Genomic DNA, 25,634 nt, shown 5'->3' on the forward strand with positions numbered 1-25,634 from the left:
ATTCGCAGGTCGCCGTACCGTGGGGGTCATGAGTAGTTCGGTGTTGCAGGTCGGACCGTTGAAGCCGTCGTTGGCGCAGACCCTGCGGGACGACTACGCGGCCTACGTGCTGCCCGACGAGCCCGCCGAATTCCTGGCCGAGCACGGCAGCGAGATCAAGGCGGTGGTGACGTCGGGCCGGACCGGCGTTGATGCCGAGTTGATGGCTGCGCTGCCCAACCTTGGGGCGGTCGTGAACTTCGGGGTCGGCTATGACACCACCGACGTGGATGCGGCCGCAGCGCGCGGCGTCGTGGTCAGCAACACGCCCGATGTGCTGACGGACTGCGTGGCCGACACGGCGGTGGGTTTGGTGATCGACGTGATGCGGCAGTTCTCGGCTGCAGACCGCTATGTGCGCGCGGGCCGGTGGCCGGTTGACGGGAACTATCCGCTGACCCGTCAGGTGAGCAACAAGCGAATCGGGATCATCGGGCTCGGCCGCATCGGCCGTGCAATCGCGCAGCGGCTCAGCGCCTTTGGCTGCGTGATCTCCTATCACAACAGACATGTGGTCGAGGGATCACCGTATGAGTATGTGGAGACACCGGCGGACCTGGCGCGCGGGGCGGATGTGCTGATCGTCGCCGCGGCAGGCGGTGCGGGCACACAGGGCCTGGTCAGCCGCGAGGTGATCGAGGCGTTGGGTCCCGACGGTTATCTGGTGAACATCGCGCGCGGCAGTGTCGTCGACGAGAAGGCGTTGGTCGACGCGCTGGAGGAAGGCCGGTTGGCGGGTGCCGGGCTCGACGTGTTCGAGGACGAGCCCAATGTGCCTGGCGCGCTGTTGACCATGGACAACGTCGTCGTGCTGCCGCATGTCGCCAGCGGCACGGTGGAAACCCGCGCGGCGATGGAGGACCTGACGCTGCGCAACCTCGACAGCTTCTTGAAGACCGGTCAGCTCGTCACGCCGGTGCCGATGCCGGCGCGGGTCGGCGCTGACTCCTGATCACCCTCATCAACATGGCCGGGTGCATCAGTCGGCTCGCGGGCTCGACGAGATGCAGAATGCGAACGAATGTCTCGGTCAGAACGATGTCTTTGGCCGCGGCAGCCATGAATCTGTCCATGTACCAGTTGATTAACCGTTTCGGTACCGAGCGCCAATCGTCGGCGGGGAAGACGGCGAAGTCGTTCAACCGGTTGCCCCGCCAGACGGGCCGCAACTTCTTGGTGGTGGCGCGGAAGTAGCGCTGAGCCACGTCATCGGTGCCCTTGCGCAACGCGTCACGCAACGCAATAGCTTGCAGCGCTGCGGAAGTCATGCCTTGGCCATAGACCGGATTGAAGCTGCAGACGGCGTCGCCGATGACAAGCAGTCCCTTCGGGAATCGACTGATCTTGTCGTAACGGCGCCACACGCTCGCGGGGTAGTTCTGCGCGCGCACCGGGCCCAGTGGTTCGCCGGCGCGCAGCGCGGTGATGATGTGGGGCGGCAACAGTTCGGCAGTGGACGTCATGAGCCCGGCAAAGTCAGTCGGTAGCTTCTGGCCTGCGACGCCGATGAGGGTGAGGACCACGACATCGTTTTCGTAGACCAATAGACCTGCGCCGGTTGACCTTTCGATCGTCGGTGCAATCAGGACGGTCTTCTCGCTGATCAGGCCGATCGGGACCTTGAAGAACTGGCTCGTGTAGTTCAGGTTGACGGTGTAGCGCTGTTCGGCGGGTCGGCCGTAGCCGTGCGCTTCGAGGAATGCCGGCGTGCGCGCCGAGCGGCCGGTCGCGGCGATGACCAAGTCGGCGTCCAGCCGATGCTCTTCGCCCGAGGCGCGGTTGGCCACGCGAATCCCGGTGACATCGCCCGCGAGGTCGACGGTCGGTTCGATGGCCTCGTGTCCGTCGAGGATCGTCACGTTCTCGATCGCCCGCACTCGACGCCGCACAAGCGTCTCCAACAGTGGGCGGCTGGCGAGATGAGTGGAGATCCCGTGGGGGTTGGTGAATCGGCCGGCGCGGGACAACACGTGATCGCCGAAGCGGATATAGGCGACGGCCGGGTCGGTGCCGTCGACGAATCCGGCGCCTGCCGTGACGAGGTCGTCCGGCAGTTCGGGGAGCAATTGACCCAACGCGCGCGAGCCGCGACTCATCAACGCGTGCAGATGGTGGCTCTGCGATGCGCCACGCCGGTGAGTTACCTCGTCGGGCAACACATCACGCTCGATGAGCGTGACGGATTCATAGAAGTCGGAAAGGACTGCGGCGGCGAGCAGTCCGGCCATGCTTGCGCCACATACGACTGCGGTTTGTCGACGTTCGCTCACTCGAGTTCACTCCGGCAGACCCGACCCTACTGGGGCGTGTCATCAAATGATGACACGCTTGAGAACGTCTTAGTAGTTGTTGCAGCTGTTGGCGACCTGGACGACAAGGCCGGTGTATGGCGCAGCCGCCGGAATGCTCTGCACCTGCTGGAGCATCTGCTGACGCTGAGGTACCGGCGCGCCGAGGAATTGGTGCAGCCATCCCACCGCCACCGGACTTCCGGTGAACTCGGCGGCGTTCTCGGGCGACTGGGCATTCAGCGCTGCGATCACCTGGTCGTAGCTGCATGTCGTGTTGACGACCGCACCTACATCGGGAGTTGCGGAAGCGATCCCGCTGCTGAGGCCGAGCGACAGTGCCATGCCGGTCGCGGCAACAACCACTTTCGTCCTCAAGATCATGCATTCACGCTAGCACGCCGCAGACCAGCGCGTCCGTCGTCGATTTTCGTTGAAAGAGAACACGTCTCTCAGAGACTTCTTAGACGCACCGCGTCTTCGACCAGATCATCGGTGGTCCATTCGCGCTGCGGCAGAACGTCTCTCAACAGCCGCAGCAGGGCGGGATTGGAGCTGTCGCCCCGCCACACCGCATCCAACTCCACCGGCCGCTCCCGAAACGCCCCGATCGACCGGAACACCACGCCGTCGGGGTGCAGTGTCGCCGCCGACGCAGGCACCAGCGCGATGCCGATGCCTGAGCGCACCAACACCAACATCGTGTGCACCTGCGTCACGTACTGCACGTAGCGCGGCGTCGCCCCGGCGATCGTGAACGTGCTGATGAGCAACTCGTTGAAATACCTGGCCTGCACCGGCGAGTACATGATCACGTCCTGGCCGTCGAGGTCGTTCAGCGTCAGCTGCCGTCCCAGCGAGGCGATCGGATGCCCCTCCGGCACCGCGGCGATCAGCTGCTCGTGCAGCAGCGGTCGCGACACCAGGCCCGGCCGCTTCACCGGCGGGCGCGCCATGCCCAGGTCGAGCTCACCCGTCATCAGCCCCTCGAGCTGCACCGCCGTCACCATTTCCCGCAGCTCCAGCTTCACATCGGGCAGCTTCTCTCGCGCCGCCCCGAGCAGCCGCGGTAGCACCACGTGAGCGGAGGCCGCGGTGAACCCGACGACGACGGTGCCCAGGTCGCCTTCCGGGATCCGTTTCACGGTTTGTGCAGCACCCTCGGCCAGCTGCAGGATGCGCCGGGCATCGGGCAGGAACGCGACGCCGGCAGGAGTCAGCGTCACCGTCCTGGTGGTGCGGTCGATGAGCTGCACGCCAAGCTCGTTCTCCAGCTGCTGGATCTGCCTGCTCAGCGGGGGCTGAGTCATGTGCAGCCGCTCAGCGGCCCTCCCGAAGTGCAGTTCTTCCGCGACGGCGACGAAACAGGACAACCGGGCGAGCGAAAACACCGATGCACTCCTCGCATCACTGCGCACCGTTTACGCGCAGGTTGGGCATCAGTTTAGGTGCCCCCGATCGCCGAGTGTGGGCTTAACGCACGCTTCAGGCGCCAATAGCGTGCGGGTAACCCACGTTCGGCGGGGTAAGGGCTACCAGCGCGGACCGGTCGGGTCGAAACCCGGATCGATGCTCTTCATGTATCCGGTGTCGTCGCGGTCACGGATCCCGCACCGCATGTACTGCTCATGCAACGCCGCGAGCGCATCCTCGTCGATCTCGACCCCGAGTCCAGGCGTCGTCGGCACCGCCACCGATCCGTCCACGAACGACAGCGCTCCTGGCTTGACGATCTCCTCGGTCTTCCACGGCCAATGCGTATCGCACGCGTAGGTCAGGTTGGGTGTCGCGCCGGCCAAATGCACCATCGCCGCCAGGCTGATGCCCAGATGCGAATTCGAGTGCATCGACAGCCCGAGCCCGAAAGTCTCGCAAATGCCGGCCAGCAGCCGCGACCGCTGCAGTCCGCCCCAATAGTGATGATCCGAGAGCACCACGCGCACCGACTGTTTCGCGACTGCGGGCGCCAGGTGATCGAAGGCGACGACGCACATGTTCGTCGCAAGCGGCATCGGCGCCTGCCGCGCCACCTCGGCCATTCCGTCCAGCCCCGGCGTCGGGTCTTCGAGGTATTCCAGGACACCCGCCAGGCCGGAGGCCACCTTCACCGACGTCTGTGGCGTCCATGCCGCGTTCGGATCCAGCCGCAACGGATGCGAAGGGAACGCCGACCGCAGCGCTTCGATGGCCGCCATCTCCTCCTCGGGCGCGAACACGCCGCCCTTGAGTTTGATTGCGCTGAAACCGTATTCGCCGACGATGCGCCGCGCCTGCGCGACGATGCCGTCCGGGTCGAGCGCCTCGCCGAATGCGTCCGGCTCGAAGCCGGGATGCGCCGCCCACTTGTAGAACAGGTATGCGCTGAACGGAACGGCATCGCGGACCGCGCCGCCGAGCAGGTCCGACACCGGACGGCCGGTGGCGTGCCCCTGCACGTCAAGGCACGCGACCTCGAACGGCGACAGCACCTGGTCGACCGCGCTGGCCGACGCGATCATGCCGGCCGTCCCGACCGCACGGGAGTCGCCCTTGAGTCGCGAAGCGATCGCCGCGCGTATCGAATTCAACGCGAACACGTCCAGGCCGGTGATTGCGTAAGCCGCCGATTCCAACCGCGCGAGGTGCGCCTGGTCGGCGTACGTCTCGCCGAGGCCGACGAGGCCTGCGTCGGTGTCCAGCTGGATGATCGCACGCAGCGCGTACGGCTGGTGCAGGCCAACGGTGTTGAGCAGTGGCGGGTCGACGAACGCGACCGGCGTGATGCGGGCGCCCGTGATGCGAATTCGGCTGGGCGCCATAGCTATACAGCCTCGGTGAGCGCCTCGGCCAGCACCGACCGACCAGCGGCGATGATGGCCTGCAGTTCGATCACGTCGTCGGCGGTCGGCATCACCAGCGGTGGGCGGACCGGGCCCGCGGGCGTGCCCTCCAATGCGACGCCCGCCTTGACGAGCGATACCGCATATCCGGGCACTGTGTCGCGCAGTCGCACGAGCGGGTGGAAGAACTCCCGCAGCAGGCCGTTCGCCAGCGCGTCATTTCCGGCTTCGAGCGCGTTGAAGAACGCCAGCGCCAGGTCGGGGGCGAACGCGAACGTCGCCGACGAGTACAGCGGCACCCCGATCGCGCGGTAGGCCTGCTGCGTGGTCTCCGCGGTCGGCATGCCGTTGAAGAACAGGAAGTCCTTTCCTGCATCTTTCAACGCATCGCTGACCGCGCGGACAATGCGCGCGACCTGGTCGAGATCGCCTGTGCCGTCCTTGAATCCGATCACATTCGGGATTTTAGCGACCTCGATGGCGGATGCCTCGGTATAGCGGGCATTGTTGCGGTTGTAGACGATGAGCGGAAGGTCGGTGACAGCCGCGACCTCTCGGGTGTAGGCGATCAGCCCAGCCTGCGGCATCTCGACGAGATACGGCGGCAGCAACAGGATGCCGTCGGCGCCGGCGTCCTTGGCGGTCGCGGCGAATACCTTGGCCTGGGTGACGGAGCCGCCTGCGCCCGCGTAGACCGGTACGCGTCCCGCCACCACCTCGACGGCAGTTCGCACGACGCGGCCGAACTCCTCGGCCTCCATGGCGTGGAATTCACCTGTGCCGCAGGCGATGAACACGCCGCCGGGACCGGCGTCGACACCGCTGCCGACGTGGCGGGCCAGCAGGTCGAGGTCGACCTCGCCTGCCTCGGTCATCGGGGTGACAGGGAAGAACAGAACTCCACTAAACGTGGGGTGCATCGGTTGGGACTCCTTGATCGGTGTTTCGGGGTCAGTCACGGGTCAGTCGGCCATCGATGCGCCGCCACAGGTGGTCTGGATTCTCGTCGGCAATTGCACTGGGCAGCAGCGACTTCGGTACGTTCTGGTAGGCGACCGGGCGAAGGAAGCGCTCGATCGCACGTGAGCCAACCGATGTGCTCCGCGAGTCGGACGTGGCCGGGTATGGGCCACCGTGCACCATCGCGTGCCCGACCTCGACGCCGGTAGGCCAGCCGTCGAAGAGGATCCGGCCTGCCTTGAGCTCGAGCAGGGGCACCAGCTGGCGAGCATCGTCGTAGTCGGACTCGTCGGCGTGCACGGTGGCAGTCAGCTGGCCCTCGAGGCCCTCGGCGACGGCGCGCATCTCGGCTGCGTCGGCGCAGCGCACGATCAGGCTCGACGCGCCGAATACCTCGGCCTGCAGCCGCTCCGTGCCCAGGAAACTCGACGCATCGGTCGCGAATAGTGCAGCTCGGCAATATGTTTCGCTCTCGGAAGCCTCGCCACGGACTATCAGGTCGGCTTCTCCGCTCAACGTGTCGACACCGGCGGCGTAGTTCGACGCGATGCCGGGCGTGAGCATCGGGGTGGCAGCTGCCTTCGCGACGGCATCCCGTGCCGCGCCGAGGAAGGTGTCAAAGCCCGGCCCGTCTATGGCGATCACCAAACCCGGATTGGTGCAGAACTGTCCGGAGCCCATTGTCAGCGACGCGACGAACGCGGCGCCGAGGGCTGCACCGCGTGAGGCCAGGGCGCCGTCGAGCAGGAACACCGGGTTGATCGAGCTCATCTCGGCGTACACCGGGATCGGTTCGGGACGGCTCGCCGCGGCAGCGACGAGAGCCGTTCCCGCAGTGCGTGATCCGGTGAAGCCGACCGCCTTGATCCGCGGATCGGTGACGAGCGCGACGCCAAGCTCGGGCCCCGATCCGAACAGCAGCGAGAAGGTGCCTGCAGGCAGTCCGGTGTCTGCGACAGCCTCGGTGATGGCGCGGCCGATCAATTCGGAGGTCCCGGGGTGGGCGTCGTGGGCTTTGACGACGACCGGGCACCCGGCGGCCAGTGCCGACGCGGTATCGCCACCTGCGACCGAGAACGCCAGCGGAAAGTTGCTTGCGCCGAACACCGCGACCGGCCCCAGCGGAATGGAGCGCTGACGAATGTCGGGCCGTGGCAACGGCTCCCGGTCGGGCAGGGCGGGATCGATGCGGGCGCCGTTCCAGCTGCCCTCGCGCAGCACGTCGGCGAACATCCGCAACTGACCGGTGGTGCGCGCGACCTCGCCGGTGATGCGGGCCTCTGGCAGTCCTGATTCCGCGACGGCGCGGGCGATGACACCGTCGCGGATGGCTTCGATGTTGGCCGCGATCTTCTCCAGGAACTTGGCGCGCTGCTCGGCGGGCCTCGACCGGTAGTCGGCGAAAGCCGCCGCAGCCGCGGAGCACGCGGTCTCGACGTGAGACCGATCGCCGTAGGGGTAGGCAGGCTCGAGTTGCTGGCCGGTGCTCGGGTTGAACCCGCGAATCGGTGTGCCTGCGCCGCGCACGGGTGAGCCGGCGATGAGCATCTGTCCGGTCAGGCGTGAGGTGTCGGGCATGGTCGTTGTCATGGTGTCCTCGGCCGTCGCTGGTCGTCGCTGTCTATCAGCAACGGTAGGAGGCATATCCATGCTTGTCCAAGACCGATATACGGCCGAATGATGCAGTACTTGGATTAATGCCTCGGCAAACGAACGGGGAAGCCATCGAACGAACATCGACAAGACGACCTGTGAGTCGCCTTGCAGAGGCTCGTAATCTGGTGTCAGACCGCTCAACACAATCTCGCGAGTGAAGGAATTCGGCAGGCATGGCGTCGTTGAGAACGGGCGACGGTTTCCCCGACGTCGTCGTCACCGCAGTCGCATCGACCACTTCGCTTGGCCCCGATGCGGAAAAGACTTGGCGGGCGCTGCTCGACGGGCAAAGCGGCATTCGCGAACTGGATAAAGCCTTCGTCGGCGAGTTCGATTCACCGGTGCGCATCGGCGGGCCGCTGCAAGAGAATTTCGACGAACACCTCAGCCGCGTGGAGCTCCGGCGGCTGGCGTACATGCAGAAGATGTCGCTCGTGTTGGGACGGCGGTTGTGGGAGAACGCCGGAACGCCGGACGTCGATACCAGGCGACTGATGATCGCAATGGGCCTCGCCCTCGGCAGCACCGAGGAGATCCCCTCGCAGTACGACTCCTGGAAGGAGAAGGGGCTGCGCGCGGTGTCGCCTCTCGCGGTGCAGATGTACATGCCGAATTCGCCTGCCGCAGCGCTCGGGCTCGATCGCCAGGCCAAGGCCGGGATCATGTCGCCGATCATGGGCGACGCGTCGGGCGCCGCAGCAATCGCCGAGGCGTGGCGACAGATCGTGCTCGGCGAGGCTGACATCGCGATCTGCGGCGGGGTGGAGACGCACATCGAGGCGGTGCCCGTCGCATCGTTCTGGCAGGCGGGGCTGTTGTCAGCCAACAACGATGACCCGCAGGCAGCCTGCCGCCCGTTCGACAAGGACCGCGACGGCATGGTGCTCGGCGAAGGCGGTGCGCTACTGCTCATCGAGACCGAGGAACACGCCAAGGCGCGCGGTGCCTCGATCCTGGCGCGGGTCATGGGGGCGGCGATGACCTCCGACGGCTACGACGTGGTCGAGCCGAACCCAAGCGGGCAGGATGCCAGCCACGCGATCGTGCGCGCCATCGACTTGGCGGGCCTGACGCCTACCGACATCGACCATGTGAATGCACATGCCAGCGGTACCAAGCACGGCGACCTCGCCGAGGCCAACGCGATCGCGCTCGCATTCGGCAATCACAAGCCGGCGGTTTTCGCTCCCAAAGCCGCACTAGGTCATTCGTTGGGCGCGGCAGGCGCCGTGGAGGCGGTGTTGACGGTTCAGGCGCTGCGCGACGGAGTCGTGCCTGCGACGCTGAACCTGACGAACCTCGACCCCGAAATCGACCTCGACGTCGTCAGCGGCATTCCTCGCAACGGCGACTACCGCTATGCGGTCACCAATTCGTTTGGCATCGGCGGCCACAACGTCGCGGTCGTGTTCGGCGCCGCTTGAGCGTCACGCCTTCGTCAACGTGAACTGTCCCAGTTCGCTGATCCCGCGGCGGAAGAAGTCGGAGCATCCGGTCAGGTAGCGCATGTAGCGGTCGAAAACCTCTTGGGACGTCGCGGCCACCGCTTCGTCGTGCGCAGCTTGCAAGTTGGCCGCCCACGCATCCAGCGTCCGCACATAATGCTCGTTGAGGTACTGCGTCTGTTCCAGCGAAAACCCTGCCGCACCGGAGTATTCGGCAATGTCTTCGTCACAGGGGATGGCGCCGCCAGGGAAGATCTCCTTGGCAATGAACCGCATGAACTTCAGGTCCGTCATGGTGATCGGGATGCCCATCTCGGGCCACCGCTTGAGCGGATGGCCGAGGATCGTCTGCAGCACCATCCGGCCGCCCGCAGGCAGGATTCGATAGCAGGTTTCGAAGAAGGCCGCGTAGCGGTCTTTCGGAAACGCTTCGAACGCCTCGATGCTGATGATGCGGTCGACGGGCTCGTCGAATTCTTCCCAGCCGCGCAGGAACACTCGCCGCGAGCGATCGGAATCGATCTCCTCGAGCAAGTGCTGGCAGTAAGCCGCCTGATTCTTGCTCAGCGTCAGCCCGACGACGTTGACGTCGTAGTTCTGGACCGCACGCTTCAGTACCGAGCCCCACCCGCAACCGACGTCGAGAAGCGTCATTCCGGGGCGCAATTCGAGCTTGTCGAGCGCGAGATCGATCTTCGCCATCTGCGCGTCTTCAAGAGACATGGTGTCGCTGGTGAAAAACGCACAACTGTAGGTGCGGGATGGGTCTTGAAACGTCCCGAAGAATTCGTCGGAGAGGTCGTAGTGGGCCTGGATCTCCTCGAAAAACGGCCGCATCTTCACCGTCCCGGCGTTGCCCTCAGCCACCTCTATCGACCTCCTCCACGGATCGCACTCGCGATCTCGACGGACCTGACCCCCCTTGTTTCTACCTCAAGTTTCGTTAGGTGGGCGAATCAGCCTTTCTCGCAAGTGAACTGGCAAACATCTGTGTATCCGTTGCGAAACAGGTCGGCACACCCCGTGAGGTACTTCATGAACCGCTCGTAGATCTCTGTCGAGGTGATGGCGATGGCCTCGTCCTTCTGTGACTCGAGATTTGCCGCCCAGGTATCCAGCGTCCGAACATAGTGCGGCTGGAGGTGTTGCTCACGCGTGACGTGGTAGCCGGCCTCGACGGCGTGGTCCCTGACCATCGACGCCAGCGGCAGCCGACCGCCCGGGTAGATCTCATCCATGATGAACTTGATGAAGCGGACGTTCGACATGGTCAGCGGCAACTTCTTGGCTTTGATCTCCTCGTCTTCGGGAATGATGATCGTGTGTAGCAGCATGACCCCGTCGTCCGGCAGCCAGTTGAAGGTCTTCTTGAAGTAGTCGTCGTACTTGCCGAACCCGAAGTGCTCGAACGCGCCGATCGACACGATCCGGTCGACCCGCCCTTCGAACTCCTCCCACGGCTGCAGGCGAACCTCCATGTGACGCTTGCTCGTCGAGTTGGCGAACCAGTGGTCCTCGATGTGCTGCTTCTGGTTCTCCGAAAGCGTCAACCCGATGACATTGACGTCGTACTTCTCGACGGCCCGCATGATCGTGGACCCCCACCCACAACCGATGTCGAGCAGGGTCATCCCCGGTTGCAGCCCCAGCTTGCCGAGCGAAAGATCGACCTTGGCCATCTGCGCCTGTTCGAGCGTCATATCGTCGCGCTCGAAGTAGGCGCAGCTGTAGGTCTGAGTGGGGTCCTGCCACAGCTTGAAGAAGTCGTTGGAGATGTCGTAGTGGAACTGGACTTCCTTCTTGTCCGAGCCGCGCGTCTGGCCGGCGGACTTGGACAGCCACTTGGACTGGGCGACCGGAGTTGTTCCTGCGCTACCTGACACTATGCATCCTCGCTGACAGTCGAATACGGGCAGTTGATATGTGTCAGCTTCTTTAACACCGATCCTGACATTACCCTTGTCGATGCGAGCACCCAATACTGTTGGTGGGCAACCAATCAGTCCTGCACCGCCTTGGCCAAGGCAACGTACCTGGTCAGGTTGGCGGAGTCGTGGACGGCTTGCCGCACCACCCGGACGATGACCCAGGCGCGGGCGCGGTCTTCGTCGAAGCCTGCCGCGTCGACGAGCGCGTAAAAACGCCGTCGCACGCCGTCGCGGACGTTGCCGACGAGTTCGTCCCAGCGATGCCACAGCATCGGTGCGATTTCGTAATGTGGATCGCCGTTCGCCGGCCGCGGCGCGATGGCGAGCCAGGGTTCACGGTCGCCGGCGAGCACGTTGCGGTAGTGGAGGTTGCCGTGAACCACGTTGTCTGCCGGTTGATCTGCCAGTTCGCGGCTCAACGCCGTCGCTTGCTCAACCAGCCGGTGTGGGATGGGCGCGCTCCGCGGGAGTTCCTCGAATTCGACGGTCCACCCTTCGAGATATGAAGTGAGCGTGTGTAATTGGGGTAGGGCGGGGACGTGAAGCCGCCGGTATAGCGCGGCTACCACCTCGCAGGCGTCGACGTCTCGCAGCGTGTCCAGGCTGTGTTCACGCAGTCGCTCCAGCAGGACCGCGTGGTGCGGGGGGTCGGCGCTGAGCAGGCGGACCGCGCCGTCGCCGCCCCAGCGGCGCAGCACGAGGTGCTCGTGTTCGGACTCGACGTCATCGGTGATCTTCAGGACTGCCTGCATTCCTTCGGACGTCCGCACCGGCAGCACCACCGAGCAGGCCCCCCGGACCGGTTCGCCGTCACGGCGGAGCCGCCATCGGTCGAGTTGGTTCTGCGTGACGTCGGCGAGGTTGGTCACCAACGGATGGTGTCATCTCGCCGAAAACGAGGACGCGACGCCCGTCGCACGGTATTTGCATAGTCATGGAATCTGGGGTGTACGTGGGGCGGATCGGTGGACTGGCGGTGGCTCTGGGAATCGGGGCCGCCCTTTTTGTCGGGCAGGGAGTCGCGTCGGCCGAGCCGACGAGTGCGGCAGGTTCGCAGACGTCAGCGACGGACGCCAAGCCCGCGCAGGACGAAAAGACTGATACCGCAAAGGAATCCACCGAGACCAAGCCGGCCGCAGAGTCGACGCCGAAGAAAAAGAAGAAGAAGACCACCAGCGTGACGGTTGCTTCGGACCCGAAGGTCGTCGAGACCGTCGAGACCGCCGTGGCGGCGGCGCAGAAGCCGAACCCGCCGGCGGAGCCGGCGCTGCCGTTGATGATGGTGGCCGCCGCGCGACAGGAATCCAACAGGTCGAAGACGCTGGCGAAGGCCAGCACCGTCGCGGCGTCGACCGTCACGACGTCGGACTCCACCCCCGCTGCCCAGCCGCCGGTCGCGATCGCGGCGCCCGCGCCGCTGGAGGGCCTGCAGCATCTGCCTGTCGTCGGGCCGATGTTCGTCACGCCGGTGGTCGCGTTCATCCACCAGATCCCGCTGATCGGCGACGTCCTGCACCGCTTCGTCGGCTATCCGGTGCAGTTCGGCCTCGCGCCGGGCACGCCGGTGCCGCGCGACGTGAAGGTGATCTCCTTCGACGGCACCCCGATCTACGTGCACTTCATGCCCGCGGCCGGGCTGCGGGCGGGGCAGAAGGCGCCGACGATCCTCGACGGCCCCGGCCTGGCGCTACCGGGTGCGACGAACCCCGACGCGATGAACGACGAATTCCTGCCGAACGACGTGATCGGTGTGGGCACACTGCGGCATGCCGGATACAACGTCGTCACCTGGGACCCGCGCGGGGAATGGAGTTCGGGCGGCACCATGCAGGTCGACCATCCGGACTTCGAGGGTAAGGACGTCTCGGCGATCATCAGCTGGCTGGCTACGCAGCCCGAGGTCAAGCTCGACGATGCCAAGACGTTGGATCCGCGTATCGGCATGGTCGGCGCCTCCTATGGCGGCGGTATCCAGTTGGCGACCGCCGTCAACGACCATCGCATCGACGCGATCGTGCCGACCATCGCCTGGCACAGCCTGACCACGTCGCTGTACAAGGATCAGGCGTTCAAGAGCAGCTGGGGCACAATCCTGGTCGCCGCGCTCATCGGCACGAATGCCCGCGTCAACCCGCGTATCTACCCGGGCCTGATCTACGGCGACATCACCGGCACCATCACGGAAGCCGATCAGGATCTGATCGCCGAACGCGGTCCCGGTGACCTCGTCAAGAACATCACGGCGCCCACGTTGCTGGTGCAGGGCACAGTCGACACGCTGTTCACCTTGGCCGAGGCTGACGCGAACGCGAAAGCGCTTGTGGCGGCGGGCGTTCCGACCAAGGTGGTGTGGTTCTGCGGCGGCCACGGCGCGTGCCTGACGTCCACCAATGACGGTGTGATGGTCAAGGAGGCGACCATGGCGTGGCTGGACAGGTACGTGAAGGGCGATTTGAGCGTGGACACCGGCCCGCAGTTCGAGTGGGTCGACCAGCACGGCCAGCGGTTCTCGTCGGACACCTATCCGGTGCACCAGGGCACGCCGATTGTCGCGTCGACCTCCAAAGGTGGTGTGCTGCCGCTCATTCCGTTCCTCGGTGGGTCGGGGCCCGAACCTCGGATCCTGACCGCGTTCCCGCTCGGCACCCTGCTCGGTATCCCGTCCGGTTCGCGGGCGATCAACGCGTTGAACCTCACGATTCCGGCGGTGAAAGACACGACCTACATCGTGGGGGCGCCGCGGTTGACGATGACGTACTCGGGCACCGGCACCAGCCGTCACGTCTACGCGCAGCTGGTCGACGATACGACCGGTCTGGTGTTGGGCAACCTCGTCACACCGGTACCGGTCACGCTGGACGGAAAGACGCATACGGTGTCGGTGCCGATGGAGATGGTGGCGCAGACGCTCGAGCCGGGTGAGACGGTGACGCTGCAGTTGGTGGCGTCGGCGTTCCCGTACGAGACGATCACGACAGCGGGCGCGCTGAACGTATCGGGCATGACGCTGTCGTTGCCGACGGCGAACGCGGCGGACATCTCGACAGACTCGGCAGCGGCGAAAACCGTCGCGGCCTAGGCCCCGCTCGCTAGGGTCGGAGACGACAGTGTCGTCGTGATCGGGGGAGTCATATGAACAGGCGTGAGACCACTGAGGCGAAACAAGCCCGCGAGCAGCAGTATGCAGAGGACGCCCGCCGGCTGAAGGATTTCCCGGCGTTCGCGAAGTTCTCCGACAGCGACCTGGCGCGCATCGCTCAGGCGACCCATCGAACCTCGACATCCGGGCCGTGGCCGCTGATCCGGGAGCAGACTCCGTCCGACGCCTGCTACATCCTGCTCAGCGGCGAGGCAGGCGTGTACATCGGCCAGGAGCGCATCGCCGTGGTGGGCCCGGGCGAGGTGATCGGTGAATCCGCGCTGCGCAGCGGCAAACTCCGCAATGCGACGGTGACGACGACCGGCAGGGCCGAAGTGCTGCACATCGCGCGCAACGACCTCAATCGCCTGCTCGACGAGGTCCCGGCACTACGTCAGATGATGGACGAGACAGTCGCGCGCCACGTCCCGCAAGCGGCCGACCAGGGTTAACCCTCGACCTGCGAGCGGATCCAGTCGAGATTGGTCGCCATGTTCTGCTGCCATTCCGACAGCCGACGCGAAACGATCCTGGCTTCTTTGTCCGGCTGCGCGAGAATCGCGGGCGTCAGTCCCGACGAGGCCGGTCCCATCCGGCCCCACTGCCGGATCAGTACCCCATCGCTGGCAGGCTCCACCTCGAACCCCCAGGTGGCGCCCACTCCGTCGGGGCCGCTGACGTTCCACACCCAGCGGCGCTGATCCTCGACCTCGACGACTTCGCACACCGTCTGCCAGTCGCCGAACGCATCGTGGCGGCTGCGGCCGCGGAATCGGGCGCCGAGGGTCACGCCGTCTGCACCGTCGAGCCATTCCACGGACTGCAACTCGCTCGAGCAGCGCGCGGGCAGGTTGATGTCGGTGACGTATTTCCATGCGGTCTCGACATCGCAGTGCACGCGTTGCGTCACTTCTATGGTGGGCTGATCGCGGTAACGCATTTTTGCAGCATGCCACGGCGGAAAAGGGGTCAGGCGTGAAGGTCGGAACCATGATCGAGCCCCGATTGCCGGGCGCAGTGGAGTTCGCCGCGGCGGCCGAGCGACTCGGTGTCGATTCGTTGTGGACGCCGGAAATCTGGGGTTACGACGCGCTGACCGGACTCGCGTTCGTCGCCGCCAAGACGTCGACGATCAAGCTGGGAACCTTTGTGGTGCAACTGGGTTCGCGCAGTCCGGCCATGTTGGCGACGTCGGCGCTCAGCCTGCAGGAGCTCTCCGACGGCCGCTTCCTGTTGGGCATCGGAACGTCGGGCCCGCGCGTGATGGAGGGCTGGCATGGGGTCCGGTTCCGCAAGCCCGTCGAGACGACCAGGGAAACCATCGAGATCGTCCGGATCGTCAGCCGCGGCGACCGGCTAGAGCATCCCGGCGAGATCTACCCGCTTCCGCTGCCCGACAGCGTTGGCGCGGCGCTGAAACCGATGGTGCGGCCGCGGCCGGTGCCGGTCTACGTCGCGGCGATGGGGCCGCGCAACCTGCGGCTCACCGGTGAGGCCGCCGACGGCTGGCTCGGCAATGCGTTCATTCCCGAGGCCGCCGACGTGTTCCTCGGTCCGCTGCGTGAAGGGGCCGAGCGCGCCGGACGCCCGCTGACCGATCTCGATCTGGTGGCGCCGGTCGCGGTCGAGTTCCACGACGACGACGCGTCCGCCGACGCGGCGGCACGCAGGCACGCCGACGGATATGCGTTCACCATCGGCGCCATGGGAGCCGGCGGGCGCAACTTCTACAACGATGCGTTCACCCGGCTGGGCTACGGCGACGAGATCGCCAAGGTCGCCGAACTGTGGCAGGGCGGCAACCGGGACGAAGCCCGCGCGGCCGTGCCGCTCGACCTCGGCCGCCTGACGAATCTCGTTGGGACACAAGAGGTTATCGCCGAGCGGGTGGACAAGTACAAGGCCGCAGGCATCACCACGTTGCTGGCCAAGCTGGAGGGCGACTACGCCGAGCAGCTCTCGACGCTGGAGCAGCTACTCGACATCGTGGGATAGCTACAAGTCCGCCAGGTCGTCAGGGACGTCGACCGCATGCTCCTTGAGCGCTGCCAACGGCACGACGTCCAATGTGCGCGCATGGGTGGATGCGAGCACGACCGGCGCGGCGCAGTTGTCCTGATAGGCCCGGAACCAGTTCGCGGCGGTCACGCACCATCGGTCGCCGGGCGACAGGCCGGGGAACCGGAACTCGGGCCGCGGCGTCGAGAGGTCGTTGCCGATCGACCGCTGATGCTCGAGAAACTCCGCGGTGACGACCGCGCAAATGGTGTGTCTACCAAGGTCCTCTGGCCCCGTCGCGCAGCAGCCGTCGCGGTAGAAGCCGGTAAGCGGTTCGGTGCCGCATGGCTCCAGCGGTCCGCCGACCACGTTGGTTTCGGGCATCAGGTGCGCGGCGTGAACTTAATGGCGACGATGCCTTCCCGCTCGCACGCTTCCTTGAACTCGTCGACGGTGGGGATGCGCTGCTCGCGGAAGCCCAGGCCCATCGAGCGCTGTGCGCGCTTGACACCGTAGGACTCGGCGACCCGGTGTTGAAGCTCCGCGACGACCGCGGGGTCTGCGATGACCTCGCCTCGCATCGGTTTCTTCTTGCGGTCGTGCAGGACCTCGGCGTCGGCGCCGCCGCGGAAGTTCTTGGTCCAGCCCGCGCCGGCCAGTGCGTACAGCTGGTCGCCAATGAAGTGTGCGCTCACCGGAATTGAGTACGGATTGCCCGACTTGCGGCCCTTGAAGTTCAGCACCATCAATTGCTTGCCTGCTGAACCTGCCAGCGGTGTGCCGAGCAGGAATTTCAGGGCCGGGTTGACGACGCGGAGAAGCCCTTCCGGCGGATGCGATACGAAGACAGCGGGTGACTGTTCGGCCATGTGCTCACGGTAGGACTACCGAGGCGCCGCTGGGTCCGAATTCACCGGTGCCGACCGGTGCGGCCTCCGTCATCGTGCACCAGGATCGCGATTTCGCGGTTCCACGCGTTTGACCGTGCGCGCCTCAGGCCCCGTCGGACGAGCGCGACGGTCAAACCGGCAAGGACAGTCGCCGCCAGCCACACGCCGGCCGCGGCAACGATCGCGTCGGCGCCCGCCTGCCATGAAGCGGCGGGCGGGCCGACCTCACGACCGTTCTTGTCGACCCAAATGTCAGCTCCCGCAGCGTCTTTCGTCGGGTTGGTCCAGTCAAGGGCGCCGGCGTTCTCGACATCACCTGCTCGCCAACGGGCCTGGAGAACCGCGGCGGGCCCGGTCGGGGCTGCGGCGTTGACCGCGGGCGCGGCGACCTGATGACGGTCGTGCTGTTGCGCGGCGTAGGTCTTGGCGTGTTCGTCGTGGATCGCGGTGCCGATAGCGCCCGCGAAGGGCATGACGGTCAGCGAGATCAGGACAGCGAGGGCCATGACGGCGACCTCGACGCGGTCGCTCGTTCGAACCAGGGGATTGCGCCCGCGGGCCTGGGCCAGTCGCCAACGCCACCACGCCGCCGTGAACCCCTGCATGATGTCCTCCTCGGTCAGTCGCGCACCGAGGTGTGGATAGACCAGTCTGGGAAACTAGAAACCCGACCGCGCCGCCGCTGTGAGACGTGGACGCGTTGATCCTATCGCTGGCTAACTTGCTGAGCGCGCTCTTTGTCGTCGGATGTGCTATGAGATGCGCCACGACGAGTCGCCGACGTGTGGCGGGCAACTCACACGACGCGAGCCAACAGGCCGCGCGCGGCCCTCGTGACCATCGCACGATCGCTGGTGATGAGGAATTCGAATCGTCGCTCGCCGTCGTGCGTCGCGGAACTGCGTAACTCGCGTGCGACCAGTGCCCTGCATGTGTCTGCGCCGAGGGTCACGACCACCCACTCCTCGCACAGCGGGTCCTCTGGGTGCAGTTCGATGCCGCGAACGCCGCCACCGAGGTCGACGGGTACGTCGCGGCCGAGCACGACGACGAGCGGCGACGTCGCCGCCAGTTCCTGGTAAAGCTGTCGCGAGGCGGCGGCCAAGTCCTCCGCGCGCTGCACGGCGGCCAGCACGATCGGGTGGTCGATGGAGTGTCGCGCCTGCTCCTCGATATGGCGGGCGAACGCGGCGACAACGTGCTTTCGTGCCACCCGAAGCGGCATCCGGTCATCGTCGGCCGCCGCGTGCGCGGAATGCCCATCGCGCCGCACGGCTCGCATCGTCGGCGGGGGCCCCGTCGTGTGGCGCTGCCGGCCGAGCGGTCGGGCTCGGCCGAACCGATATCCCTGCGCGAGGCCCGCGCCCATGGCGAGCGCCTGCTCGAGGTCCTCGTCTGTCTCAACGCCTTCGGCAATGATCAGCGCGCCGCTTCGCTCGTGGTGAGCCAGTACACCGGTCAGAATCTTGGCTTTGTCGAGCCGCTCACTTTTCTGGATCACCGACACGTCGAGCTTGACGATGTTGGGGTCGACGATGTCGAGGATCGCGAGTGAATCAGGATGTGCGCCAACGTCATCCACTGCGATGGCGATGCCGTCGCTGCGAATGGCGGCCACCTTTTCCAGCAACGCCTTCGGGTGTGTGAGCAGATGGCGTTCGGTGAGTTCGAAGGCCACCTGGAATCGTTCGCATGCTTCGTTGAGGGATGGATGAGTGGCCCGGGGGATGTGTGCGACGGCAGGCTCTGTGTTGATCAACAGCAGGCTGCCCCGCGGCAGCGCAGAGTGCAGCGCGGCACGGACTGCCGCATCGATGCACTGCTGATCGAGAATGTCTGCCTGGCGGGAAGCGTTCGCAAACGAGAACACGTTGGAGGCTGTCATGGTGGCGAACATCGGCCACCGTGCGAGGGCCTCGAAGCCGACGACCCGTTCGTCGGGAAGCGAGACCACGGGTTGAAATACCGGCATCAGGCCGACGCCGGCCGATGCGGCGTCGATGCCCTGGTCCGACCGAAACCCCAACTGAGTCACGACGCCCCGCGGTCGGGAGTCGGGCATTGAGGGACGCGGCGCTTTGTCGAGCGGCGGAACGAGACGCGGTTGAACTGTCACGAGCGTGCCGCCCGATGGAGTGTTGTCACGCTGGCCTCGATCGCCGACGCAGGGGTGGGTTCGCAGCTGAGGGTAACGGAACTTGGCGGAAAAGCGCGGATCTCGCAAACATGTCGCATTTTGCTCATCTTCAAGTTTTGCCAACCAGGGCGGCGTCGACCCTTCGTGGTGGGTTCGGCACTGCTTCTGCCACAGCTTTGCAAGCAGACTAGCAAACCTCGATGAAGTTAGCCGCTATGGCGGCGGGCGCGCCGCAGCCGGTCTTGTTTTATGAATCAATCAGTTTGATGTGCTGGAATGGTATGAGCAAAGGCCACCGCACGAAAGGATGGCCGCTGGTGGCAAGGCCGGAGAAGCGCTGCACCAACCGCGGTTTGACTGAAGATCGATTTCAGCGACTCGTGGCGCACAGCCCTGACGCGATCTGTGTGGTCCAGGACGGCCGGCTGAAATATGTCAATGCGACTGCCCTGCGCTGGGTGGGGGTGGAGACGCGCGAGCAGTTGCTGCGCCACGACCTCACCGAGTTCGTCGACCCCGACGCGATCTTGGCCGTATGTGCGTGCATCGCGAAATTGACCGACGTTGGGAGCGCCACCGAGCCGTTGGAGGTGCACATCGTGCCGGTCGACGGCCTGGCACTGCGAGTCGAGGTGGTGGGCGTACTGACGTTGTGGGATGGCGAGCCCGCGTATCAGCTCATCCTGCGCGACGTCAGCGCAAGGGACGGACCGCGTCGGCCATCTCGGCGCTTCGAGACCATCCTGGAGAATCTGGACGAAGGCATCGTATTGATGCGAAGCGACGGGTCGGTCAAGTTCTTCAATGCTGCAACTCGCCGCATCCTTGATCTCAAACTCGAACACCTCGCTTCCGACTTCGCCACCTGGGCGGCATGGTTACCCATGTATGACGTCGAGGGCGTTCCCGTGCCCACCGAGCAGCGACCAGTGGCTCGTGCGCTTCGCACAGGCGTCTCGTTCTCGAAGCAGGTGTATGCGATGGACCTGCCCAACGGCCAACGGCGATGGCTGTTGCTCAGTGGGCGCCTGGTGAGCCTCGACGATGCCGAAAAACCGGACCTGCTGGTGTCATTCTCCGACGTCACTGAACAGCATGAATCGGTGGAGCGGCTGGTGTACCAGGCCAACCACGACCCCCTGACGGGGTTGCCGAATCGCGGATACGTACTGCGCCGAATACGGACGGCCCTCGAGGCTGCCGATGGCGCTTCGTTGCGCGCGGTCCTGTTCATCGACCTCGATGATCTGAAGGCCACCAACGACACGTTGGGTCATGAAGCGGGCGATGCTCTCCTGCGCGCTGCCGCGGCGCGACTGCGCGAGGCTGTCGGGCCCGCGGACGTGGTCGGACGACACGGCGGAGACGAGTTCGTCGCTCTCATCTTCGGAGCGGCGACGCGCGAAGAGCTCAACGCCCTGGTCGATCGATTGCGGGCCGCATTGGCCGAGCCGGTCGCTATCGCCGACACCAGCACGACCATCCGCGCGAGCGTCGGGCTCGTCGAGGTGGTGCGTGGCGATCGGCGAGACCCAGAGGAGATCCTGCGCAACGCAGACCGGGCGATGTATGAGGCGAAGCGGGCAGGCCGGCGGATCAGGCACTTGCAGTAGCGGCACAGCCGGCAAACGTGATGTAGCTTCATACCGCAGCGGGGACAGCCGCTGTCGAGGAGTTAGAGGTGGATTCGACACCATTCGGGCACTATCAGCTGCAAAAGCTGATCGGCCGGGGCGGTATGGGAGAGGTCTACCGGGCCTACGACACCAAGACCGACCGCGTCGTCGCGCTCAAGGTCCTGCCGCATCATCTGGCCGAGGACGCCACGTTCCAGCAGCGGTTTCGGCGCGAATCGCAGGCGGCCGCCGGGCTGAACGACCCGCACGTGGTGCCGATTCACGGCTACGGCGAAATCGATGGCCGGCTCTACCTGGATATGCGGCTGATCGAGGGAAAAAACCTCGGCACGATGCTCGAGGACGCCGACGGCGAGCCACTCGGGGCGTCGTTCGCGGTCAATGTGGTCGAGCAGGTGGCGACGGCGCTGGACGCCGCACACGAAGCAGGGCTGATCCATCGCGACGTCAAGCCGTCGAACATCCTGATCACCGATCGCGAATTCGTGTATCTGATCGACTTCGGTTTGGCGCGAACGGCCGGCGAGAAGGGCCTGACGACGGCAGGGAACACGCTGGGCACGCTGGCCTACATGGCGCCGGAGCGGTTCGACGGCGCACAGATCGATCCGCGCGCGGACATCTACGCGCTGACGTGCGTGCTCTACGAGTGCATCACTGGGCAGCGGCCCTACCCGGCGGAGAGCTACGAGCAGCAGATCAAGGGGCACATGGTCTCGCCGCCACCGCGGCCGTCGGCCGTTGACCCGAAGCTGTCGGCGTTCGACGACGTCATCGCCAAGGGCATGGCGAAAAAGCCGGTCAAGCGGTATCAGACGGCGGGCGAGTTGGCGGCCGCGGCCAGGCGCGCACTCGAGACGCCGGTTCGGACGACTGGTCGATCGGGCAGGCATTCACGGCAGCGGTCTCCAGGAGTGTCGCGACGGGCGTTGGCGATTGCGTCCGCGGTGGTGTTGGTTGCGGCCCTTGGCACATTCGGGGTGTGGCAGCTGGTGGGCCGGTCGGGCGATCGGGACACGAAACCGGCAGGCGTTGCGGAGAGTTCGGCAACCCCGGCGCCGGTGGCAGGCGCGGTTCCCGAGATTGCCGCGACCGTACCCGACGACATCAAGAAGACGGGCCGGCTGGTGATCGGCGTCAATTTGCCTTATGCGCCAAACGAATTCAAGAATGCCTCGGGTGAGATCGTCGGCTTCGACGTGGATCTGATGAATGCGGTGGCGAAGACGCTTGGGCTGACGCCGGATTACCGCGAGACCGGCTTCGAGGCGATCATTCCGTCAATCCGCGCCGGCGACTTCAATGCCGGGATGTCGTCGTTCACCGACACGAAGGACCGCGAGAGCTCCGTCGACTTCGTGACGTACTTTCAGGCGGGGACCTTGTGGGCCCAAAGGGTCGGAGCCGGAGTGGATCCGAACAACGCCTGCGGCCTTCGTGTTGGTGTGCAGTACGCGACGATCCAGGAAACCGTGGAGCTTCCGGCGAAGAGTCAGGCGTGCACGGACGCGGGCAACCCTGCGATTGAGAAGGTCGTCTACGTCAGCCAGGACGACTTGAACGCCGCGTTGATCGCCGGGGAAGTCGATGCGATGACGACCGATTCGCCGGCGACCGGGTTCGCGATCAAGATGTCGGGCGGGAAGCTGGAGCCGGCGGGGGAGATCTTCAATACGGCGCCCTACGGCTGGCCGGTGGCCAAGGATTCAGGCCTTGGGGAGCCACTGCGGCGTGCGCTGGAGCATCTGATGCAGACCGGTGAATACAAGACGATCGCGACGATGTGGGGTGTCGAGAAGGGCATGATCGACAAACCCGCCATCAACGGCGCGGTCCGATAGCCGATATTGGGGCAAATGACCCGTGCCCCAACAACTCTCGAGTGCGCGCCAGTTCCGGCGGGAAGTTCGGGATCATCCGGCTCGCCGCTTTTCTGACGCGCCGATTGTGAATGCGATGTGGCGGCCGAGGTCCCCGGGTGTAGATTGGGGATAGGCCGTTTCGTATTTGCCTTGCCAACAGTGCACCTATACGTGAAGACGATCAGCCTGCGAATCGACCACTTTCGCCCGACGATCTACCCCCGGGCTGAACCGACATGGTTAAGGACCGCGCCATGGAATCGTCCGACTTGTTCTCACATCCCTATCAGCCCGAAGCCGTGCCGAACCGCGAGTCTTCGGAGCCGGTGCAGGCTCCTGTGTTCTCCGACCGCCCCCGAAAAGACTCGACTGCTGATACGCCGCCGACCTCATGAACGGCATGACGGGGGCGCGGCGCTTGGCCCGTCCCGTCAGGCTCGCACTCGCGCGACAGTTGGGCGCAGACATCGACGGCGCGTGGTGGCCCTACACCGCGTCTGTTGCGGATGAACTTCCGCAGCTCATCGGGGCCCTGCACACGACGCTCGGCGAAATCATCGACATCTGCATCAACTGGTCGGCCACGCAGGGACCGCGTGAGCTGTACGAGACCATTGCCGGCGGCCGATCGATGCAGGGTGGCCACCCGGGGCGGCAGCGCCTGATGGTGGTCGAGGGGCAGCATGGTTGTGCAAATCTGCTTGTCGTGCCGCACATGACGTCGCAGGCGCTCGGCGTGATGGTCATGCGATGCGCGGCGGCGAAGTCGTTCTCGGGCGCGGAACGCGACACTCAACTGTTCGAGATCGCTGATTGCGTCCTGCGCGCCGCTCAACTCGAGAGCGCATCGTGGACCGGTCGAATGCGTGACACGGCAACTACCGAGGACCCTGCCGCGCTGCTCTAGAAACGCCAATGGGCTGGTACGGAGCTATCCGCACCAGCCCATCGTCAGGTCTGGGTTACTCAGATGGCGGAGACTCGTACCGCCTGGGGGCCCTTGGCTCCCTGCTCGACCTCGAATTGGACGCGCTGGTTCTCCTCGAGGCTGCGGAAGCCGCTGCCCTGGATCTCGGAGAAGTGCACGAAGACATCCTTCGCGCCGTCGTCAGGCGTAATGAAGCCGAAGCCCTTGTCGCCGTTGAACCACTTCACAGTTCCCTGTGCCATTTACTTACTCTTTCATTCAATGCGGATGTACCAAAAACATCCGCGCATCACCGTAGCAGTGCTGGGCGAATTCTCAGACCCTGTTGCGTCGAAGCTGGGGGTGCGCTCGCGGCGCATCAAAGCCCGGGTATCCCTACGTTGGCTAAGTTGGCGCTATGAGGCGTGCGCCCCTCACCTTCGCGTGGCTGCTGGTGTTGTTTGTCACCACCCGGATTCAGCGGTCGGCCGGGCGGTGGGGATCGCGTCGAATACAACGCACGAATTCGACCAACCTGCGTCGCCTGCGCACTGAGCCGTATCGCGTCCTCGCGACCAGCTTGTTTTGGCTCGATGATCGTAAGTGGTGGCCGTATGTTCCGGTATTCGTCGGCATAGTCGGCCCCGCTGAGCGCCGATTGCGTTGGTGGCGTTGGCTTTTCATCGGTGTCGCGGCGCATGTGATCGGTACGTATGTCGGCCAGGGTTATCTGCGGCTCATGATCCGGATAGGCAAGGCGCCCTGGCGTTTGGTCGCCGCACGCGACGTCGGAGTCAGCTATTTCGTATTCGGCACAGCGGGCACGCTTTCCGGCTACGTACCGCCGCCGTGGCGAGCTCGATGCCAGGTGGCCACCGTGACGGTGCTTCTCGCCAACTTCGCGGTACGGCCGACGTTCAGCGAGGCTGGGCATCTCACGGCGTTCCTCGTGGGACTTGCGGCCATCCCGATCGCACCGGACCGTGAGGAGACGCCGTATCCGAGCGGCCTGCGCCTATGAGATGAACTCGCTGCTGCTCACCACACCTCTCTTTTCGCGGCTGTCGTCATTTGATGACAGCCCGCAGGCGACATATCGTTCGGAGCGCTTACCCTGCCCGAACATCCCAACCGGGGCGGCCAAACGTGAACCACGTCCTTCTGAAGTGCGGCTCGTACCCGGCGCGTCTGCACGTGTCGATGAAGAAATCGTCGACCCGGTTGTACGCGATGCGCGCACCCGCGGCCGTCGTCCAGCTCATCAGAAACAGCACGATTCGCCCCTCGTCGAACCGCGGTAGCAGCATGCTGCTCAAAAGCGTGCCCATGCCGGGCAGCGAATCGCGATCGAAAACCAGCATGCTCGGACGCGTAAAGCCGAATCGGGACTGGCTGACATGCATCCGGGCGTAGCGATAGTGGCGGAAGTCCAAGGGGATCTCGCGACCGCCACGGCCCAAGGTGATGAAGAGGTTGCGATCGACAGTGCACCGCTGGGCCGCGCGTGTCGGACGCCAAAGGGAGTAAGTGACCAACGACAGCCCGACGCCCCCCGACACTAGGGCGGACAGAATCGCCTCTGACCGGTCTCCGCTCTCAAAGAGAGCCGGTTGAGTGAGCATGGAAATCGGAATGCTGATCGCTCCGAAACCCAGGACGACACCACAGATAACGCCGACCAACCTGGCCGCCGACTTGAAGTGCCACACTCCCATGAGATCTGCCCAAGGGTGCGCTCCCGGCTGCTGTTGCGCCGTGTAGCTTGCCGCCGTGGCCGTAATCATGCGTCTGTACGATTTGCGGCGGCTCATCAGAACGCTCACCAGCACGCCGCCGCCCAGCCAAACGACCATGACCCCGACGCCGAACGCCATCGGCGACAGTCCAAATGGCCCGTGGTTCATCGGTACTGCCCCCCAATGGTTGATA

General features: G+C 65.2%; 25 protein-coding genes. 9 read left to right on the top strand and 16 right to left on the bottom strand.

Annotated elements, in window-relative coordinates:
• The first annotated feature begins 28 nt into the window (after nucleotides 1-28).
• On the top strand, nucleotides 29-991 hold the full coding sequence (locus tag J3E61_RS13740; protein WP_210083926.1) for a 2-hydroxyacid dehydrogenase: 963 nt from the start codon (nucleotides 29-31) through the stop codon (nucleotides 989-991).
• Here the strand turns inward: J3E61_RS13740 and J3E61_RS13745 are convergent.
• From J3E61_RS13745 to J3E61_RS13770, 6 genes are all read right to left on the bottom strand, one after another.
• Nucleotides 948-2,267: an FAD-binding protein gene (locus J3E61_RS13745; RefSeq protein ID WP_210083927.1), complete on the bottom strand. Its 1,320-nt coding sequence runs from the start codon at nucleotides 2,265-2,267 to the stop codon at nucleotides 948-950. The two genes, J3E61_RS13740 and J3E61_RS13745, sit on opposite strands and share 44 nt — an antisense overlap.
• A gap of 111 nt (nucleotides 2,268-2,378) precedes the next feature.
• Nucleotides 2,379-2,711, bottom strand: coding sequence for a hemophore-related protein (locus J3E61_RS13750; RefSeq protein WP_192725354.1), 333 nt, complete (start codon nucleotides 2,709-2,711; stop codon nucleotides 2,379-2,381).
• Nucleotides 2,712-2,779: 68 nt separating this feature from the next.
• Nucleotides 2,780-3,718: a LysR family transcriptional regulator gene (locus J3E61_RS13755; RefSeq protein WP_210083928.1), complete on the bottom strand. Its 939-nt coding sequence runs from the start codon at nucleotides 3,716-3,718 to the stop codon at nucleotides 2,780-2,782.
• A 141-nt stretch (nucleotides 3,719-3,859) separates the two neighbouring features.
• A complete protein-coding gene (locus J3E61_RS13760; protein WP_210083929.1) occupies nucleotides 3,860-5,125 on the bottom strand; it encodes a glucarate dehydratase in 1,266 nt (421 codons plus the stop codon).
• Nucleotides 5,126-5,127: 2 nt separating this feature from the next.
• The gene (locus tag J3E61_RS13765) at nucleotides 5,128-6,066 is read right to left on the bottom strand and encodes a 5-dehydro-4-deoxyglucarate dehydratase (RefSeq protein WP_210083930.1); all 939 of its coding nucleotides are present in this window, start codon (nucleotides 6,064-6,066) and stop codon (nucleotides 5,128-5,130) included.
• 31 nt (nucleotides 6,067-6,097) lie between these two features.
• On the bottom strand, nucleotides 6,098-7,696 hold the full coding sequence (locus tag J3E61_RS13770; protein ID WP_210083931.1) for an aldehyde dehydrogenase (NADP(+)): 1,599 nt from the start codon (nucleotides 7,694-7,696) through the stop codon (nucleotides 6,098-6,100).
• 239 nt (nucleotides 7,697-7,935) lie between these two features.
• Here J3E61_RS13770 and J3E61_RS13775 point away from each other — a divergent pair, with 239 nt between their 5' ends.
• Nucleotides 7,936-9,186 (top strand): beta-ketoacyl-ACP synthase, encoded by a 1,251-nt coding sequence (locus tag J3E61_RS13775; RefSeq protein WP_210083932.1) that lies wholly within the window; start codon nucleotides 7,936-7,938, stop codon nucleotides 9,184-9,186.
• Nucleotides 9,187-9,189: 3 nt separating this feature from the next.
• On the opposite strand, the gene J3E61_RS13780 is transcribed toward J3E61_RS13775, so the two are convergent.
• The 3 genes from J3E61_RS13780 to J3E61_RS13790 all read right to left on the bottom strand — a co-directional run bounded on the left by J3E61_RS13780 (nucleotide 9,190) and on the right by J3E61_RS13790 (nucleotide 12,004).
• Nucleotides 9,190-10,044 carry a class I SAM-dependent methyltransferase gene (locus tag J3E61_RS13780; RefSeq protein ID WP_210085542.1) on the bottom strand — a complete coding sequence of 285 codons (855 nt, stop codon included), beginning with the start codon at nucleotides 10,042-10,044 and terminating at the stop codon, nucleotides 9,190-9,192.
• Between the two features lie 119 nt (nucleotides 10,045-10,163).
• Nucleotides 10,164-11,045, bottom strand: coding sequence for a class I SAM-dependent methyltransferase (locus tag J3E61_RS13785; protein ID WP_210085543.1), 882 nt, complete (start codon nucleotides 11,043-11,045; stop codon nucleotides 10,164-10,166).
• Between the two features lie 161 nt (nucleotides 11,046-11,206).
• A complete protein-coding gene (locus J3E61_RS13790; RefSeq protein ID WP_210083933.1) occupies nucleotides 11,207-12,004 on the bottom strand; it encodes an aminoglycoside resistance protein in 798 nt (265 codons plus the stop codon).
• 65 nt (nucleotides 12,005-12,069) lie between these two features.
• On the opposite strand from J3E61_RS13790, the gene J3E61_RS13795 reads away from it, so the two are divergent.
• Nucleotides 12,070-14,214: a hypothetical protein gene (locus J3E61_RS13795; protein WP_210083934.1), complete on the top strand. Its 2,145-nt coding sequence runs from the start codon at nucleotides 12,070-12,072 to the stop codon at nucleotides 14,212-14,214.
• A gap of 53 nt (nucleotides 14,215-14,267) precedes the next feature.
• Nucleotides 14,268-14,726 (top strand): cyclic nucleotide-binding domain-containing protein, encoded by a 459-nt coding sequence (locus tag J3E61_RS13800; protein ID WP_192725345.1) that lies wholly within the window; start codon nucleotides 14,268-14,270, stop codon nucleotides 14,724-14,726.
• On the opposite strand, the gene J3E61_RS13805 is transcribed toward J3E61_RS13800, so the two are convergent.
• Nucleotides 14,723-15,214: an SRPBCC family protein gene (locus tag J3E61_RS13805; protein ID WP_210083935.1), complete on the bottom strand. Its 492-nt coding sequence runs from the start codon at nucleotides 15,212-15,214 to the stop codon at nucleotides 14,723-14,725. The genes J3E61_RS13800 and J3E61_RS13805 overlap by 4 nt on opposite strands.
• A gap of 50 nt (nucleotides 15,215-15,264) precedes the next feature.
• Between J3E61_RS13805 and J3E61_RS13810 the strand changes: the two genes are divergently transcribed.
• Nucleotides 15,265-16,269 carry an LLM class flavin-dependent oxidoreductase gene (locus J3E61_RS13810; protein WP_210085544.1) on the top strand — a complete coding sequence of 335 codons (1,005 nt, stop codon included), beginning with the start codon at nucleotides 15,265-15,267 and terminating at the stop codon, nucleotides 16,267-16,269.
• On the opposite strand, the gene J3E61_RS13815 is transcribed toward J3E61_RS13810, so the two are convergent.
• The 4 genes from J3E61_RS13815 to J3E61_RS13830 form a co-directional block, all read right to left on the bottom strand.
• Complete coding sequence (locus tag J3E61_RS13815) at nucleotides 16,270-16,656, bottom strand: DUF2237 domain-containing protein (protein ID WP_210083936.1); 387 nt, start codon at nucleotides 16,654-16,656, stop codon at nucleotides 16,270-16,272. It lies immediately after the preceding gene.
• Nucleotides 16,656-17,141, bottom strand: a complete 486-nt coding sequence (locus J3E61_RS13820) for a hypothetical protein (RefSeq protein ID WP_192725342.1) — start codon at nucleotides 17,139-17,141, stop codon at nucleotides 16,656-16,658. The genes J3E61_RS13815 and J3E61_RS13820 overlap by 1 nt, the downstream gene beginning before the upstream one ends.
• A gap of 41 nt (nucleotides 17,142-17,182) precedes the next feature.
• Nucleotides 17,183-17,767 carry a hypothetical protein gene (locus J3E61_RS13825; protein ID WP_210083937.1) on the bottom strand — a complete coding sequence of 195 codons (585 nt, stop codon included), beginning with the start codon at nucleotides 17,765-17,767 and terminating at the stop codon, nucleotides 17,183-17,185.
• A 191-nt stretch (nucleotides 17,768-17,958) separates the two neighbouring features.
• Nucleotides 17,959-19,224 (bottom strand): EAL domain-containing protein, encoded by a 1,266-nt coding sequence (locus J3E61_RS13830; RefSeq protein ID WP_210083938.1) that lies wholly within the window; start codon nucleotides 19,222-19,224, stop codon nucleotides 17,959-17,961.
• A gap of 392 nt (nucleotides 19,225-19,616) precedes the next feature.
• Here J3E61_RS13830 and J3E61_RS13835 point away from each other — a divergent pair, with 392 nt between their 5' ends.
• From J3E61_RS13835 to J3E61_RS13845, 3 genes are all read left to right on the top strand, one after another.
• Nucleotides 19,617-20,912 carry a diguanylate cyclase gene (locus J3E61_RS13835; RefSeq protein ID WP_210083939.1) on the top strand — a complete coding sequence of 432 codons (1,296 nt, stop codon included), beginning with the start codon at nucleotides 19,617-19,619 and terminating at the stop codon, nucleotides 20,910-20,912.
• 68 nt (nucleotides 20,913-20,980) lie between these two features.
• On the top strand, nucleotides 20,981-22,777 hold the full coding sequence (locus J3E61_RS13840; protein WP_210083940.1) for a transporter substrate-binding domain-containing protein: 1,797 nt from the start codon (nucleotides 20,981-20,983) through the stop codon (nucleotides 22,775-22,777).
• A gap of 412 nt (nucleotides 22,778-23,189) precedes the next feature.
• Nucleotides 23,190-23,705: a hypothetical protein gene (locus J3E61_RS13845; RefSeq protein ID WP_192725336.1), complete on the top strand. Its 516-nt coding sequence runs from the start codon at nucleotides 23,190-23,192 to the stop codon at nucleotides 23,703-23,705.
• A 59-nt stretch (nucleotides 23,706-23,764) separates the two neighbouring features.
• Here J3E61_RS13845 and J3E61_RS13850 read toward each other — a convergent pair whose 3' ends face one another.
• Nucleotides 23,765-23,968, bottom strand: coding sequence for a cold shock domain-containing protein (locus J3E61_RS13850; protein WP_192725335.1), 204 nt, complete (start codon nucleotides 23,966-23,968; stop codon nucleotides 23,765-23,767).
• 155 nt (nucleotides 23,969-24,123) lie between these two features.
• Here J3E61_RS13850 and J3E61_RS13855 point away from each other — a divergent pair, with 155 nt between their 5' ends.
• Nucleotides 24,124-24,726, top strand: coding sequence for a hypothetical protein (locus J3E61_RS13855; protein ID WP_192725334.1), 603 nt, complete (start codon nucleotides 24,124-24,126; stop codon nucleotides 24,724-24,726).
• A gap of 88 nt (nucleotides 24,727-24,814) precedes the next feature.
• Here the strand turns inward: J3E61_RS13855 and J3E61_RS13860 are convergent, their stop codons facing one another.
• Nucleotides 24,815-25,579, bottom strand: a complete 765-nt coding sequence (locus J3E61_RS13860; RefSeq protein WP_210083941.1) for a hypothetical protein — start codon at nucleotides 25,577-25,579, stop codon at nucleotides 24,815-24,817.
• Nucleotides 25,580-25,634: the final 55 nt, after the last annotated feature.

This window comes from Mycobacterium sp. OAE908 (assembly GCF_017872775.1).
Taxonomy (GTDB): Bacteria; Actinomycetota; Actinomycetes; order Mycobacteriales; family Mycobacteriaceae; genus Mycobacterium.